The 15,887-nt window shown below is 35.7% G+C and carries 12 protein-coding genes; all 12 read right to left on the bottom strand.

Annotated features, from left to right (window positions below):
- Nucleotides 1–2: 2 nt before the first annotated feature.
- Nucleotides 3–584 (bottom strand): Holliday junction branch migration protein RuvA, encoded by a 582-nt coding sequence (gene ruvA, locus ACJAZK_RS07375; RefSeq protein ID WP_415223352.1) that lies wholly within the window; start codon nt 582–584, stop codon nt 3–5.
- 224 nt (nt 585–808) lie between these two features.
- Entirely contained in the window at nt 809–3,112 is a 2,304-nt protein-coding gene (locus ACJAZK_RS07370) for an NADP-dependent malic enzyme (protein ID WP_415223351.1), read from the bottom strand.
- A gap of 110 nt (nt 3,113–3,222) precedes the next feature.
- Nucleotides 3,223–4,149, bottom strand: coding sequence for a tRNA epoxyqueuosine(34) reductase QueG (gene queG, locus ACJAZK_RS07365; RefSeq protein ID WP_415223350.1), 927 nt, complete (start codon nt 4,147–4,149; stop codon nt 3,223–3,225).
- A gap of 55 nt (nt 4,150–4,204) precedes the next feature.
- Nucleotides 4,205–5,548, bottom strand: coding sequence for a cytochrome-c peroxidase (locus ACJAZK_RS07360; protein WP_415223349.1), 1,344 nt, complete (start codon nt 5,546–5,548; stop codon nt 4,205–4,207).
- A gap of 142 nt (nt 5,549–5,690) precedes the next feature.
- The gene (locus ACJAZK_RS07355; RefSeq protein ID WP_415223348.1) at nt 5,691–7,025 is read right to left on the bottom strand and encodes a cytochrome P450; all 1,335 of its coding nucleotides are present in this window, start codon (nt 7,023–7,025) and stop codon (nt 5,691–5,693) included.
- A 73-nt stretch (nt 7,026–7,098) separates the two neighbouring features.
- The gene (gene ruvB / locus ACJAZK_RS07350) at nt 7,099–8,121 is read right to left on the bottom strand and encodes a Holliday junction branch migration DNA helicase RuvB (protein WP_415223347.1); all 1,023 of its coding nucleotides are present in this window, start codon (nt 8,119–8,121) and stop codon (nt 7,099–7,101) included.
- A gap of 584 nt (nt 8,122–8,705) precedes the next feature.
- A complete protein-coding gene (locus ACJAZK_RS07345) occupies nt 8,706–10,496 on the bottom strand; it encodes a cytochrome c oxidase subunit I (protein ID WP_415223346.1) in 1,791 nt (596 codons plus the stop codon).
- A gap of 19 nt (nt 10,497–10,515) precedes the next feature.
- Nucleotides 10,516–11,580 (bottom strand): cytochrome c oxidase subunit II, encoded by a 1,065-nt coding sequence (locus ACJAZK_RS07340; RefSeq protein ID WP_415223345.1) that lies wholly within the window; start codon nt 11,578–11,580, stop codon nt 10,516–10,518.
- Nucleotides 11,581–11,607: 27 nt separating this feature from the next.
- A complete protein-coding gene (locus ACJAZK_RS07335; protein WP_415223344.1) occupies nt 11,608–12,993 on the bottom strand; it encodes a quinol:cytochrome C oxidoreductase in 1,386 nt (461 codons plus the stop codon).
- A gap of 24 nt (nt 12,994–13,017) precedes the next feature.
- On the bottom strand, nt 13,018–13,581 hold the full coding sequence (locus tag ACJAZK_RS07330; RefSeq protein WP_415223343.1) for a c-type cytochrome: 564 nt from the start codon (nt 13,579–13,581) through the stop codon (nt 13,018–13,020).
- 9 nt (nt 13,582–13,590) lie between these two features.
- The gene (locus tag ACJAZK_RS07325; RefSeq protein ID WP_028871712.1) at nt 13,591–14,121 is read right to left on the bottom strand and encodes a DUF3341 domain-containing protein; all 531 of its coding nucleotides are present in this window, start codon (nt 14,119–14,121) and stop codon (nt 13,591–13,593) included.
- An 8-nt stretch (nt 14,122–14,129) separates the two neighbouring features.
- A complete protein-coding gene (gene nrfD, locus ACJAZK_RS07320; RefSeq protein WP_415223342.1) occupies nt 14,130–15,860 on the bottom strand; it encodes an NrfD/PsrC family molybdoenzyme membrane anchor subunit in 1,731 nt (576 codons plus the stop codon).
- Between the last annotated feature and the right edge of the window lie 27 nt (nt 15,861–15,887).

The following is a 15,887-nucleotide window of genomic DNA, read 5'->3' as shown; positions in this document are numbered from 1 at the left end:
TTCTATAAATTTTTTAAAGCGTCTTTAATTATATTTTCTACAGTTGCGTCTGGGTGTTGCGATACAATTTTGTCTACAACGCGCTCAGATTGCTTTTTAGTAAATCCTAAAACTTCTAAAGCAGATAACGCTTCATCTTTATTGGTATTGCTCATATTAACAGAAACTTCGTCAATATCATAAACTTTAAGCACTTTATCCTTTAAATCTAATATCACACGTGCTGCAGTCTTTGCTCCAATACCTTTAATAGACTGAATTAACGCAACATCACCAAGTGCAATACCCTCTTTAACCTGTTGTGGCGTTAATGACGACAGCATCATACGAGCAGTATTAGCTCCAATACCACTTACCGATAATAGAAGCTTAAAAATTTCACGTTCAGAAACAGATGAAAAACCAAACAGTGTATGAGAATCCTCACGTACAATTAAATGTGTATATAACTTAAGAGCCTCTTGGTCTGGAATTTGAGAAAATGTATGTAATGAAATATTCAAAAGATAACCAACACCATTACAATCGATAACGACATCTGTTGGGTTTTTTTCTACCAATTTACCTTGTATGTGTGTAATCATTTTTCACTTGGGTTACCTCCAAATTAAAAAATAGAAAATCTATTACATTTTAAAAACTACTTCCAACAACTATAGTACACCTAGATATTTAAGCATAAAAATCATGTGCTTAAACTTAAAATAAGTTATAATCCTTCGCCGGTTTAACCTTCATAATGAAGTTCTATTTCTTAATTCGGATTTAAAAATCAAATGTAATAAAATTATTTACATTTCAAAGTGGATTAGTTGGGTAAAGCACTCTGTAGTCGTGCTGCTTGTTTTTCCTTTTGTTGCGCATCGATCACAGCAATAGCAGTCATGTTTACTATTTCGTCAACACTTGCATCTAACTGCAGAATATGAACAGGCTTTCTCATTCCCATCATTATTGGACCAATCGAATCTGCTTTATTCAATTCTTTAAGTAATTTATACGTGATATTTGCAGATTCTAAATTTGGAAAAATCAGCGTGTTTACTTTTTTACCCGCTAACTTAGAAAATGGAAATGTATCCTGAAGCATCTCTTTGTTTAATGCAAAATCGGTTTGTAACTCACCATCTACAACTAAATCTGGGTGTCTTTTATGCAAATACTCAACAGCTTCTCTAACTTTTACAGCCGTTTGATTTTTTGAAGACCCAAAATTAGAATAAGATATCATCGCCATAACAGGTTCCATCCCAAACATTTTGACAACTCCGGCTGTCATTTGAGCAATTCTTGTTAAATCATTTGCTGACGGATTAATATTTATTGAGGTATCGCTCAAAAACATCGGTCCGCGTTGTGTCATCATGACATTAGTGGTCGCTATCCTTGTAGAACCTGGAGCTAAACCAATTAATTCTAACATAGGTTTAACAACCACTGGGTAACTTCTAGAATACCCAGAAATTAAAGCATCTGTATCGCCTTCATTCACCATCATAGCAGCAAAATAATTACGCTCTCGCATTAATTTTTCTGCGGAAAACAACGTCACACCTTTACGTTTGCGCTGTTCCCAATAGACTTTAGCATACTTGTTTTTCCGTTCTTCTTCTTCGTCAGATTTTGGATCAATAATTTCTATATCAGCGTCAAACTCAATCTCCTCCATGAGTTTTAAAATGGTCTCTTTTCTTCCCAAAAGTATTGGTGTTGCAATCCCTTCATCATAAACAATTTGTGCAGCTTTTAAAACATCTAAATGATCTGCCTCTGCAAAAACAACACGTTTTGGATTGAGTTTAGCTCTATTTATTAATAATCTAACCACTTTATTATCAGAGCCTAATCGTTCTAATAACTCATCTTTATACTTTTCCCAATCTTCAATTGGCTCTGTAGCAACACCACTTTCCATGGCGGCCCTAGCAACCGCTGGAGGAACTTCTGCAATAAGTCTAGGATCAAACGGTTTAGGGATTATATAATCTCTACCAAATGTTAAACGCGTTTCACCGTAGGCTATATTTACTTGCTCTGGCACTGGCTCTTTCGCTAATTTTGCCAACGCAAAAACTGCAGCCATTTTCATAGCTTCATTAATTTTTGTCGCTCGCACGTCTAAAGCGCCTCTAAATATAAAAGGAAAACCCAGTACGTTATTTACTTGATTTGGATTATCACTTCGTCCTGTCGCCATGATAATATCATCACGAGCATCTATCGCCAATTGGTATTTTATTTCTGGATTTGGATTTGCCATAGCAAACACAATTGGATTGCTCGCCATTGTTTTTAACATTGCTTGATCTACAATATCTGCCATTGATAACCCAATAAAAACATCTGCATCTTGCATGGCTTCCCTTAGTGTGTCAATTTTACGATGGGTTGCAAATTCTGCCTTTTCTTTAGATAAGGTATCGCGATCATCTCTAATCACACCTTTACTATCACACATTACCATGTTTTCACGCTTGGCTCCACATGCTTGATATAATCGAGAACAAGAAATAGCTGCTGCACCTGCTCCACTAATGACAATTTGCACGTCTTCAATTTTCTTTTCTGCAATTTCTAAAGCATTTAATAATGCAGCCGCAGAAATAATAGCAGTACCGTGTTGGTCATCATGCATCACAGGAATATCTAACTCCTCTTTTAAACGACGCTCAATTTCAAAAGCTTCAGGAGCTTTAATATCCTCTAGATTAATACCTCCAAAAGTTGGAGCAATCATCTTTACTGTTTGAATGAATTCCTCAACATTTTCTGTATCAACTTCAATATCAAACACGTCGATATCTGCGAATATTTTAAATAGTAAGCCCTTCCCTTCCATTACAGGTTTAGACGCTTCCGGGCCAATATTCCCTAAACCTAAAACAGCTGTACCATTAGAGATAACCGCCACTAAATTACCTTTAGCAGTATATTTATATACGTTTTTTTTATCTTTTTCAATTTCTAAACAAGGCTCTGCCACTCCTGGTGAATATGCAAGGGACAAATCTCTTTGTGTTGCATATTTTTTTGTAGGAACTACTTGGATTTTTCCTGGTCTTGGTTTTGCGTGATACACTAAAGCTTCTCTGCGTTTACTTTCCTTGCTCATAAATGTGTGGATTAATCAATTTGTAATTATAGTTGATGACAAACCGAATTACAAATGTACATGTTTTACGAGGAACTTAAATGAGGAAGTGTTTGGTTTTCTTCGGAAATTTACTCTTTCAAAAACTTAATATTCCGTTCTAACCCGTCAAACTTAGTGCGCTTAACCGCACTCTTTTTAAAGACTTTATTAAAGGTGTCTTTTGTAATCTCTTCCCAGTCTTTTTTCGTCATATCTAATAACTCAGGATGTGGATTAAACAGCGGCTCACTATGTGCTTTTGAAAATTTATTCCAAGGGCACACATCTTGACATATATCACAACCAAACATCCAATCGTCAAATTGGCCTTTAAAGTCTAAAGGAATATTCTCTTTGAGTTCTATCGTAAAATAAGAAATACATTTACTGCCATCTACAACGTAAGGCTCTGTGATGGCCTCTGTTGGACAGGCCTCGATACATGCTGTGCATGTTCCACAATGATCGGTAGTAGCGTAGTCGTATTCTAAGTCTAAATCGATAATAAGCTCTGCAATGAAATAAAAGGAGCCTATTTGTTGGGTCAATAAATTACTGTGTTTACCAATCCATCCCAAACCAGATTTTGCAGCCCAAGCTTTATCTAATACAGGTGCAGAATCGACAAACGCTCGTCCATGGACATCTCCAATTTCATCTTGGATGGATTGTAATAGTTCTTTCAGTTTATCTTTAATGACAAAGTGATAATCGGTCCCATAAGCGTATTTAGAAAGTTGATAGCTTTCCGGGTTTTGAATTTCCGAAGGATAATAATTTAAGAGTAGTGATACCACACTTTTAGAACCTTCAACCAATTTTGTAGGATCGAGGCGTTTATCAAAATGATTTTCCATGTAACGCATTTCGCCATGCGCATTGTTCTTCAACCATTTTTCTAGTCTAGGCGCTTCTTCTTCTAAAAATCCAGCTTTACTGATTCCACAAGACAAAAAGCCAAGACGTTTGGCTTCTGTTTTAATAAATTGAGAGTGTTTCGTTTTATTCACCTCCAAATTTAAACATCTAAAGTAGATTTAAGTGTTTTATGATCCTCTAAAATGTAATAAATTAATCACAACCCATATCCTGAGCAGACATTGGATCTGCATTAGGGAAACAATTACCCGTTGGTAATTCTTCTGGCACATAGCGCTGTAAGTTACTATCATAAAGTGCGTTTTCTAGAAAAGCAGTAATCGCCTCAATATCCTCATCTGTTAGATTAAGGGGTGTAAATAGAGGTGAAATTTGACCTGATGGCACTTCTTGGTTTTCTGAAACAGCATTATTTTTATAACGAATAATGGCTTCTATAGATTGAAAACTGCCTCCATGACCAAAGAATGTGACATCTTTTAAATTGTATAGCTGAGGTGTTTTAAATTTATAATCATCTTCTGGATTATTAGTAAAACCGCCTCTACCTCTCTTTGTTCCAGCGTCTATTAACGTTAATACATCATCTCCTGCTAAATCTTTCATGCCTAAACCATAAAAATCCATTCCATTTAAAGCTGGTCCAGAGTGACATGAGTAGCATTTAGCATCATCAAAAAACAAAAGTGCTCCATCTATTTCTTGCTCATTTAAGGCATTCTCGTTTCCGTTTAACCATTGTTGAAAAGGCGCTTGATTAGGCAATAATATACGCTCGTAAGCGGCAACAGCTAACGCTGCATTTAATTTGGAATAACGCTGTGGTACAGCAATATTTGGAAATGCTTCGTCAAACATATCCTTGTACGCCGAGTTCTGTATAAAATCTTGATCTATAGTCATTCTGTGAACATCTAAACCTGCAATAGCTTGAGTTTCTACACCTTCAAAACCAAGATTATTATGTTCTTTAGGTGTGCCAACCGTCCAATTAGCCTCAGTGCCTTGATTTGTTCCCGTACCACCAAATTGACCATTCCATAGCATTACATCTTGATAAGCAACATTTAATGTCGTAGGTGTTCTAATGGGTTGAACATCTAGGTCTGATTCTGCGTATAAAGGGTTTTTAAATCGACCTTCACCGTTGATCCCAAAACCGTTTCCACCTTCTCCAATACCTTGTAAAATACCACTTTGAAAACCTGCTTTAGCATGATGACAACTTGCGCAAGAGTACATTTGCATACTTTCATCAATATTTGGATTCATAGCGATTCCTGTTTCGTGAAAAAGCATTTGACCTAACGCCACTTTTGCCTCAGTAATTGGATTATTAGGGTCGTTAGGGATTAAGTTAAAATCTGTAGATAATGGTTGAATTAAAGCCTCCTTAGAGCCATAAAGTTCAATTATTCTGCTCTCTAAGATTCCTTGAGAAGGAATTGGTTCATAGTTATCATTATCTGATGCACATGACATTAATACTGTCATAACTCCCGTAATGACGAAAACTCGGTTTCGTAATCTTTTCATTTTAATTGATTTAATAGCGAGGGAAAAGTAAATCAATTTAAAATCGCAGATAAATAAAATAGATAAAAGCCGTATTTATTAGGTCATATCATTTAATCTAAGCTAAAGTACTACCTTTATTAGAGGAAATAAACCTTAAAAACTATACTCTCTCTTCAAATCTTAAAAAAGCATTTTTTGGTTTCAATGTAATTAAAGGAGTAATATCAATCTCGTCAAACTCTGCATGTATCTTAAATTTTGAAATTAACTCAGTCACAGCAATAATCATTTCAAACATCGCAAAATTATTACCAATACACTTCCTTGGTCCTGCACCAAAAGGAAAATATTGAGACGAAAATGGTCGAGAGCCTTCAGCGAAGCGCTCAGGCATAAAAACACTTGGTTGCTCCCATAATTTTGGATGCCTATGTATTTCATAAACCGAAAACAACAAATTACAACCCGGCTCAAAATCCATACCATTAAATTGATCTGCCTCTATATTGACACGGTCAATAAAGTAAGCTGGTGGATACAGTCGCATAGACTCTTCCAATACTTGTTGACAAACTTTAGATGTTGAAACTCGAGTCATTAAATCTGTATCGTCTCCACCTAATTTTAACCATTCTTCGCGAATTTTATCTTGCCATTCAGGATGTTTAGCCAATAATTGAAACGTAAAAGTTAATGCATTAGATGTTGTTTCGTGTCCAGCAGTAAAAATAATTAAGATTTCATCGATAAGCTGTTCTTCGCTCATTCCCTTACCATCGTCATACTTCGTCTCTAAAAGCATATCCAATAAATCATCGTAACGTTTACCTGAGGCTTTTCTTTGTTCAACGATGCCTTTTAGAATAGTTCTTGCTTCTTTTGATAGCTCAACATATTGGTCTAGCGTTCCTCTCATTTTGAACCACCACGCTAAATAAGGCTGGCGCAGTTCTTTGACTAACATTCTTTGATTGGCCTCGGTTATAAACTGAAGCCTTTCCATATCTTTTGCTATTGCTGCTTTAGTAAATAAAGACTTCACGACCGTTTGGAATGCCAAGTCGTTAAGGATAGGAAACACATCGATAACCTTATTTGTATCAATATTTTTAAATTCTGAAACTATAGTATCTTGCATTCCACTTAACAAGTTCTCGAGTTGCTTTTTATGAAAAGCAGGTTGCATCATTTTACGTTGCTTCTTCCATTTTTCTCCTTCGGAAGTCAATAAACCTTCACCTACATATTTGACTAAGTCTACGGTTTGAATTTTAGATTTCTTATAGTTCTTTTGATTCTTCTGAAGCACATATACGGCAAAAGCAGCATCTCTGCAAAAAACGACACTATTATTGAACCCAATTTTCAATCTAAAAACATCGCCTTGTTCTTTGAAATTAGTATTGTGAAATGGTAATGGGTTTTTAAGAATTTCTAAAGAATGCCTAATAAATTTTAAAAGGGGAACTTCTGGGATTCGTTTATTTATGCTCACAATTAAGATTTGTCTTTTAATAAACTACGACTATGCTCAAATAACAAGCTAAGCGTGATCTTTTGATTAGTTACTAAAATAGTCCGCCTTGGGCTGGACCTTTGATTTTACCTAAATGTTTATAGGCCTGCTCAGTCACTTCACGACCACGAGGAGTGCGCATTAAAAAGCCTTGTTGAATTAAAAATGGCTCATAAACTTCTTCGATAGTTTCGGCACTTTCACTTACAGCAGTCGCAATTGTTGTAATTCCAACAGGTCCGCCTTTAAATTTATCAATTATAGTTGACAAAATTTTATTATCCATTTCATCCAAACCGTGTGCGTCAACATTAAGGGCCTCTAACGCAAACTTTGCAATTTTAATATCAATACTACCGTTACCTTTAATTTGAGCAAAATCTCGAACACGCCTTAACAACGCATTTGCAATTCTTGGAGTACCACGACTTCTCCCTGCAATTTCTACAGCCGCTTCCATTGAAGTTGGCACGCCCAAAATAGAGGAACTACGCTGAACGATTGTGGTTAATAATTCTGTATTGTAATACTGAAGTCTACTTTGAATCCCAAAACGTGCTCGCATTGGAGACGTTAATAATCCTGAACGCGTAGTTGCTCCAATTAACGTGAACGGATTTAAATTGATTTGAACAGTTCTTGCATTAGGCCCTGACTCAATCATGATATCAATTTTATAGTCTTCCATTGCCGAATATAAATACTCTTCTACAATAGGGCTCAATCGATGAATTTCATCAATAAACAACACATCACGTTCATCAAGGTTAGTAAGCAGCCCTGCTAAGTCCCCTGGCTTATCCAATACAGGACCAGAAGTCACTTTAATACTCACATTAAGTTCACTAGCTAAAATATGTGCCAAGGTCGTTTTACCTAATCCTGGAGGTCCATGAAATAAGGTGTGATCTAAAGCTTCCTCTCTGCCATTAGCAGCCTGAACAAAAATTTTAAGATTTTCTAAGACTTGATCCTGGCCCGTAAAATCATCAAAAGATAAGGGTCTTAACTTTTTTTCAACATCCAATTCTTCGGGTGTAAAATTCTCGTCTGTTGGGTCTAGGTTTTCGTTCATAGCGTTTCCCACGAAAGCGGGAATCTTTAGTAATTATATAATTCAAAGTTAACGATTAGAAATTACATTATTGATATTTTTTAAATGGAAACATCTTCGTAAACTCCAAAAGAGACTCCTTTTAAATCCACCTTAGGCATTTAATTCCCTAAGCTCCGCTTCTTTATCTTTTAATGAATACCCAAAATATTCAGAAATCACTACTGGTCTCAATTACAATAAGAACATCTATTCATGAATTCATTTATAGGCAACTAGAATACTACTCTTAACAAACAATAGAATGAATAACGAAGGCAAATTCCGAATTATAAATTTATACAAATTGATTACTCAAATCATACATCAATCTATTTAGGTGTTTCCAATCAACCTCCAAATATAAAATTAAAATTTTTGAATGCGTATATGTCATCATAGACCTAATTAAGCTCTATTCGTCATATAGTTTTATAGTACTACAGAAGAACAGAATAACTAACAAGATTTTAGATTTCAGTCTAAATAAAAAAACCTTTAGAATGATTGCTCAATCTAAAGGTCTTTGATAATTTATAATAAGATTCCTTTTAAAAGGAATTTACCTAATGTTGTAGTTCTTCTTCACCATCATATAATGGCACATTTTGAGGCACAAAATCCTCCTCATGACCGGGTTTACTATAGTCATAAGACCAACGGTGTACGTGAGGTAATTCTCCTGGCCAATTACCATGAATATGCTCAACTGGGGTAGTCCATTCCAGTGTGTTTGATCTCCATGGATTCTGCTCTGCCTTCTTTCCGAAGAAAATAGAAGCAAAGAAATTGTACAAGAAGACGAATTGGAAAATAGCTCCTACGATTGCGAACATCGTAATAATAACATTTGTGTTTGCTAAATCATCAAACAAAGGAAAATTAGTATTTGTATAATATCGTCTAGGAAGACCTGCCATTCCTATAAAGTGCATTGGGAAAAACACCCCATAAGCACAGATTGCAGTCACCCAGAAATGTAAATAACCTAAGTTTTTGTTCATCATGCGACCAAACATTTTTGGGAACCAATGGTAGACCCCTGCAAAAAAGCCATACAATGCTGAAATACCCATTACTAAATGGAAATGAGCTACAACAAAATAGGTATCATGCACGTTAATATCTAGTGCACTATCGCCCAAAATTATTCCAGTTAAACCACCAGTAATAAAAGTAGACACTAAACCAATTGAGAACAGCATTGCCGGGTTCATTTGGAGGTTACCTTTCCATAATGTGGTTATATAATTGAATGCTTTTACCGCTGAAGGAATAGCAATTAATAAAGTCGTAAACGTAAATACCGACCCTAAGAATGGGTTCATTCCTGAAACAAACATATGGTGACCCCAAACAATGGTTGATAGAAAAGCAATTGCCAAAATTGACATAACCATTGCTCGATAGCCGAAAATAGGTTTACGTGAATTGGTTGCAATAACTTCTGAAGATATACCCAATGCCGGCAAAAGCACGATATAAACCTCTGGATGTCCAAGAAACCAAAATAAATGCTCAAATAACACAGGAGAACCACCTTGATAGTGTAACACCTCACCTTGTATAAATATATCTGAAAGGAAAAATGAAGTTCCAAAACTTCTATCCATTATTAATAATAATGCCGCAGCTAATAGTACTGGAAAAGATACCACACCAATAATAGCTGTTACGAAAAACGCCCAAATTGTTAAAGGCAATCTTGTCATAGACATCCCTTTTGTACGCAAGTTCAATACGGTTACTACATAATTTAAAGAGCCCAACAATGAAGAAGCAATAAATATTGCCATAGACACCAACCATAAAGTCATACCCATACCAGAGCCACCTTGGGCCATTGGTAAAGCACTTAGAGGAGGATAAATTGTCCAACCTGCTGCCGCTGGTCCAAACTCAACAAAGAATGATGAAATCATAATCACACTTGACGTGAAAAACAACCAATATGAAACCATGTTTAAGAAACCTGATGCCATATCACGTGCACCAATTTGCAACGGAATTAAAAGATTACTAAACGTACCACTTAAACCAGCGGTTAACACAAAGAATACCATAATGGTACCATGTATGGTTACCAATGCTAAATAAATATCCGCATCCATAACACCATCTGGCGCCCACTTACCTAGTAATGCCTCAAAAAGTGCATTAGGTTGCTCTGGCCATGCAATTTGCATACGCATCAATATAGACATTAAAACCCCGACAACTCCCATAAGAATACCTGTTATTAGGTATTGCTTGGCAATCATCTTATGGTCTTGACTAAATATATATTTAGTTACAAATGTCTCCTTGTGATGATGCCCGTGATCGTCGTGTGAGTGAGTATCTGCGTTTGCTGACATAATATAATTTCTTTTTTTCTTAGTTGTTTATTAAAGAATTCTTGAATATTTTTTGCTCTTTCATCCAAGCATCATATTCCTCTTGAGTTTCCACTATAATCTTCATTTGCATGTTGTAATGTGATTTTCCACAAATCTTATTACATAATAATAAATAGTCAAACTCGTAAAGTAATTCTTGCCCTTTAGCTTCTATTTCAACACTTTTCGAGAGCCTTATATTGTTAATATTCTCTACTTTTTCCTGAATGTCTGGGTTTTGACGCATATCTGCCGTAGTCACAGAAGGTGTAAATCCAAACTGAGTAATCATACCAGGGACGCAATTCATTTGCGCTCTAAAGTGTGGCATATATGCTGAGTGCAATACGTCTTGCGAACGCATTTTAAATAGTACAGGCCTGCCAACAGGTAAGTGAAGCTCTTGAGTGATAACATCGTCTTGTGCGTATGGGTCAGATTCATCTACACCTAAAATATTAGCACGATTAATATCAATCAATCTTACATTTGCTAGTCCTAGAGTATTATCTTCACCTCCATAGCGAGCTTTCCAGTTAAATTGCTGCGCATATAACTCCACAATTAAAGGATCATCCGTTTCATCCACGTTCATGATACTTGTCCAAGTAAATAAACCATAGATAATTAAACCTGCCAAAACAATCACAGGTATAAACGTCCAAATAGCTTCCAATGTATTATTGTCCGCATAGAATAAAGCCTTACGGCCTTTTTCCCCTTTATACTTAAAGGCAAAATAATGTAATAAAAATTGTGTGATAGTCTGAACAATAAAGATAACAACCATTGATATAATCATCAACTTATCTATTTCTGTTCCGTGTTCGGAAGCTGCATTAGATGTTAAAGGCAAATCTCCTAAATACCAAAAACTAAGTATGGTAATGGCATAAATGAAGACCAAAAATCCCATCATCATGTAACCATTAATTTTATTGTCTTTATCTGTAGCTACTTGGCTATCCGAGGAACCCACTTGAGCAAGATCAAAAATTTTGACCATTTGCCAAATTGCAACTAGTATAAAAAGTACTATTATAAGTGTTAAAAAAGCAGTCATTGTCGTTTCTGTTCTTTAGGTAATTTATTAATAATGAAAATGTTCACTTTCTTTGATGAAAGGGTTACGTTTTGGCTCTAAAGGATGTTTTGTTAATGCATTAAAGACGATATAAATAAACAATCCGGTAAAGAATAACATTGACGATATTTCTGGAATTCCTATATACCATTGATCACCAACTGTTGCCGGCATAATCATTACATAAACATCAATGTAGTGACCACATAAAATTACAACACCTGCCATAACAACAAACCAAGGAATACGTTTATAGTCACTATTCATTAAGACCAATAGTGGAAATACAAAATTCATTGCAACCATTCCTAAAAACGGAACTAAATAGTCTTGAAAGCGTGTTACGAAATATGTTACTTCCTCAGGGATGTTTGAATACCAGATTAACATAAATTGTGAGAACCATAAATACGTCCAAAATATACTAAACCCAAACATGAATTTAGCTAAATCATGGATGTGACTATCATTCACTTTTGGCAAAAAGCCCCTGGACTTTAAGTATATCGTAACCATAGAAATAACTGTAATTCCACAAACCATCATCCCTGCTAATACATACCATCCAAACAATGTTGAAAACCAGTGAGGATCTACACTCATAATCCAATCCCAAGACATCATAGATTCTGTATACAAAAAGAATACTAAGAATGCCGCTGAAATACGAAATGTCTTTATAAAATTCTTATTATCATCTGCTTCGTCTTGAGCTATAGAATATTTGCGTGAGAAAAATCTATATAAATACCATCCAGCTATAAATATAAATCCTCTTATTCCAAACCAAGTGATATTCAACCAATCTGTCTTGCCTTGAATTAACTTATCGTGAGCTACCACCTCTGGATCCATCCAAATAAATAATCCGTAATGACCAATTAACCCGGATGCCAGAGCGATACACAAAACGATTATAGCTCCAGGCATCATATAAGCCGTTATACCTTCCATTACTCTTAACAATAAAGGAGACCAGCCAGCTTGTGATGCGAACTGAACAGCATAAAATGCTAAAACACCTAATGCAATCATAAAAAAGAAAAACGCTGCAACATATAATGCTGCCCAGGGTCTTTTATGCATAGCATGCATTACATGATTAACATGTTTAGTGTGCTCATCAACTTCCGCGTGTTCATGTACTTCTTCAGAATCATTACCAGCAGTTTTCGCGTGAGTACCAGTAGCGTGAGAATCGTCAGCTTTTACCTCATGTTCATCCACTGACGCAGACTCATGACCTTCACCATGATGAGTTTCGCTCGCCAACATTGTTTCTACTTCCGTAAAATCTTTGTTAGATGAGAAAAAACCATACGCAACACCCATTAATCCAATGATCATTAGGCCAAAAGCAACTGATTTTAATTTACTTGAAAATGTATACATAATTATATATAATCTTTATCTATCTTATTTTTTATCGAGCTCTGCCTTTAAAGTCAGTACGTAATTAACAACTTGCCAACGTTCTTCCTCATCTAGCTGATTTAAATAACCACCCATTGCGTTTTTTCCGTAGTAAATAGTATGATAAATGCTACCTTCTGTAATTGCTCTACCTACATCTCCATAACTAGGTACCCCTAAAATCTTTTCCATTTTAACCAGTTTACCCTGACCTGCTCCTTTACTACCATGGCAAATACCACAATAAATATCGTATAACTCACCACCTCTATTAGCATCAACTTGCGTTGAATCTAATGGACTTAGCAAGTTTGCTTTAGCAAATAAATACCCATCATTAGAGTTTTCAATTTCAAAAGGCATGTGATCTCCTCTAGGAATTGACCCTTCCGCAGGCAACTGAGCCTCTACGCCTCCCGAAAAAGCATCAGATTCCTGATAAGCTTCGTAACCGATAGACTCATACATATTTGGCATATATTGATAATTACGTCTTGAATTCTTTTTACAGGAAACAACACTTGCAAATACCATTAATACTACTACTATTTTAAAAACACTTTTCATCTGTATCAATTAATGCGTTTTATCAATTAAATTAATTTCTACTGCCCCAGTTTCTTTCAATAAATTTGTCAATTCATTTTCGTCTCCATGAACAGCAATTTCCATTAAAAAATGGTCATCTGTAGTCCTTGGATCAGGATTCTCAGCTTTTTTAAATGGCCACATTCTACTTCTTAAATAGAACGTAATAACCATCAAATGGGCTGCAAAAAAGACCGTTAATTCGAACATGATAGGCACGAATGCAGGCATATTCTCGATATAGCTAAAACTTGGTTTACCACCAATATCTTGGGGCCAATCTTCTATCATAATGAAATTCATCATGACAATAGAAACAGTTAAACCAACACAACCATACAAAAATGATGTTATAGCTAATCTTGTCGGCGCAAGTCCCATAGCTTTGTCTAGTCCATGAACAGGAAAAGGCGTGTATATTTCTTCAATATGATGTCTTGCTGCCTTAACTTTTTTGACAGCATTCATTAAGACGTCATCATCCGTATAAATAGCGTGAATTACTTTCGAAGCTTCCATGTACTATTTTAGTTTATTAATTTTTTAGCTTGTCCAGACCAATCGTCACGCTCTGCTCTCCCAGGGAAGGACTCTGTGATTTGATCTAGTAAGTCATATTCTACTTTTGTCATTTTACTTACTTGAGCGTAAGTGAATATTCCAATACTATTAAGTAACTCCTCCATTTTTGGACCAATACCATTGATCACTTTTAAATCATCTGCAGTTTCACTCGTAGCATCAAATGTTCCAACACCTTTTAATAAGTTATCTAACTTTTCAGTCTTATCTTGCCTAGACTTAATAACAATAGCCTCTTCTTCAACTTTTAACATTGAAGTTCTTTTATCAGCACCAGTTCCTACTAAACTATCTCCTCGTTCTCTTATTGTTTTATATCGATCCCCTGAAGATTTCAAAATCGTCTTAACCTCCGCTTGTGCAATAACAGGGAATGTTCTCGCATACAGTAAAAATAACACGAAGAAAAATCCAATGGTTCCTATAAAAATTCCGATATCCACAAAAGTTGGTGAAAACATAGTCCATGACGATGGTAAATAATCTCTATGTAATGATGTAACAATTATTACAAAACGCTCAAACCACATTCCGATATTTACAACAATCGAGATTGCGAATGAAAACATGATACTCGTTCTTAGTTTCTTAAACCACATAAATTGTGGTGAAAACACATTACAAGTCATCATTGACCAATACGCCCACCAATATGGTCCTGTTGCTCTGTTTAAGAACGCATATTGTTCGTACTCCACTCCAGAATACCAAGCGATAAACAATTCAGTTATATAAGCCACTCCAACTATTGAACCCGTAATCATGATTACAATATTCATTAATTCAATATGTTGCACAGTAATATAATCTTCAAGGCTACATACTTTTCTCATGATAATAAGCAGTGTGTTTACCATAGCAAAACCTGAGAATACCGCACCTGCCACAAAATAAGGAGGGAAAATGGTTGTATGCCAGCCAGGAATCACAGAGGTTGCAAAATCAAATGATACAATAGTATGCACAGAGAGTACTAATGGTGTAGCTAATCCTGCAAGAACTAAAGACACTTCTTCAAAACGTTGCCAATCTTTAGCGCGTCCTGACCATCCAAAACTTAATAATGCATATATTTTCTTCTGAAAAGGTTTAACCGCACGATCACGTAACATCGCAAAATCAGGCAATAAGCCAGTCCACCAAAAAACTAACGATACTGATAAATAAGTAGAGATTGCAAATACATCCCAAAGTAATGGTGAATTAAAGTTTACCCATAGTGAACCAAATTGATTCGGAATAGGCAATACCCAATATGCCAACCAAGGACGACCCATGTGAATAATTGGAAATAAACCCGCTTGGATTACTGAGAATATTGTCATTGCTTCTGCAGAACGGTTAATTGCCATTCTCCATTTTTGACGGAATAATAATAGTACAGCAGAGATTAATGTCCCTGCATGGCCAATACCAACCCACCACACAAAGTTAGTAATATCCCAAGCCCATCCTACGGTCTTGTTTAATCCCCAGGTACCTATACCTGTTGATACTGTATAGATAATACACCCAATTCCCCAAAGGAATGCGACAAGTGCGATTGAAAAGACAATCCACCAAGCTTTGTTTGCTTTTCCTTCAACAGGTCTAGCCACATCCACCGATACATCGTGATATGATTTTCCTCCTGTAACTAAGGGCCTTCTAATAGGTGCTTCGTAATGAGACGCCATAATCTATTATAATTGTTTCTTAATTAA

Origin of the sequence: Psychroserpens sp. (genome assembly GCF_047633235.1) — a bacterium.
In the GTDB taxonomy this organism is placed as follows: domain Bacteria; phylum Bacteroidota; class Bacteroidia; order Flavobacteriales; family Flavobacteriaceae; genus Psychroserpens.
This window is presented reverse-complemented; position numbering and strand designations above follow the sequence as displayed.

Excerpts from the sequence above, each read along its gene's own strand:
- ACJAZK_RS07330 (WP_415223343.1), bottom strand. The coding sequence starts at position 13,581 with ATGAAAAGTGTTTTTAAAATAGTAGTAGTATTAATGGTATTTGCAAGT.
- ruvA (WP_415223352.1), bottom strand. The coding sequence starts at position 584 with ATGATTACACACATACAAGGTAAATTGGTAGAAAAAAACCCAACAGAT.
- ACJAZK_RS07335 (WP_415223344.1), bottom strand. The coding sequence starts at position 12,993 with ATGTATACATTTTCAAGTAAATTAAAATCAGTTGCTTTTGGCCTAATG.
- ACJAZK_RS07340 (WP_415223345.1), bottom strand. The coding sequence starts at position 11,580 with ATGACTGCTTTTTTAACACTTATAATAGTACTTTTTATACTAGTTGCA.
- nrfD (WP_415223342.1), bottom strand. The coding sequence starts at position 15,860 with ATGGCGTCTCATTACGAAGCACCTATTAGAAGGCCCTTAGTTACAGGA.
- ACJAZK_RS07360 (WP_415223349.1), bottom strand. The coding sequence starts at position 5,548 with ATGAAAAGATTACGAAACCGAGTTTTCGTCATTACGGGAGTTATGACA.
- ACJAZK_RS07345 (WP_415223346.1), bottom strand. The coding sequence starts at position 10,496 with ATGTCAGCAAACGCAGATACTCACTCACACGACGATCACGGGCATCAT.
- ACJAZK_RS07370 (WP_415223351.1), bottom strand. The coding sequence starts at position 3,112 with ATGAGCAAGGAAAGTAAACGCAGAGAAGCTTTAGTGTATCACGCAAAA.
- ACJAZK_RS07325 (WP_028871712.1), bottom strand. The coding sequence starts at position 14,121 with ATGGAAGCTTCGAAAGTAATTCACGCTATTTATACGGATGATGACGTC.
- ruvB (WP_415223347.1), bottom strand. The coding sequence starts at position 8,121 with ATGAACGAAAACCTAGACCCAACAGACGAGAATTTTACACCCGAAGAA.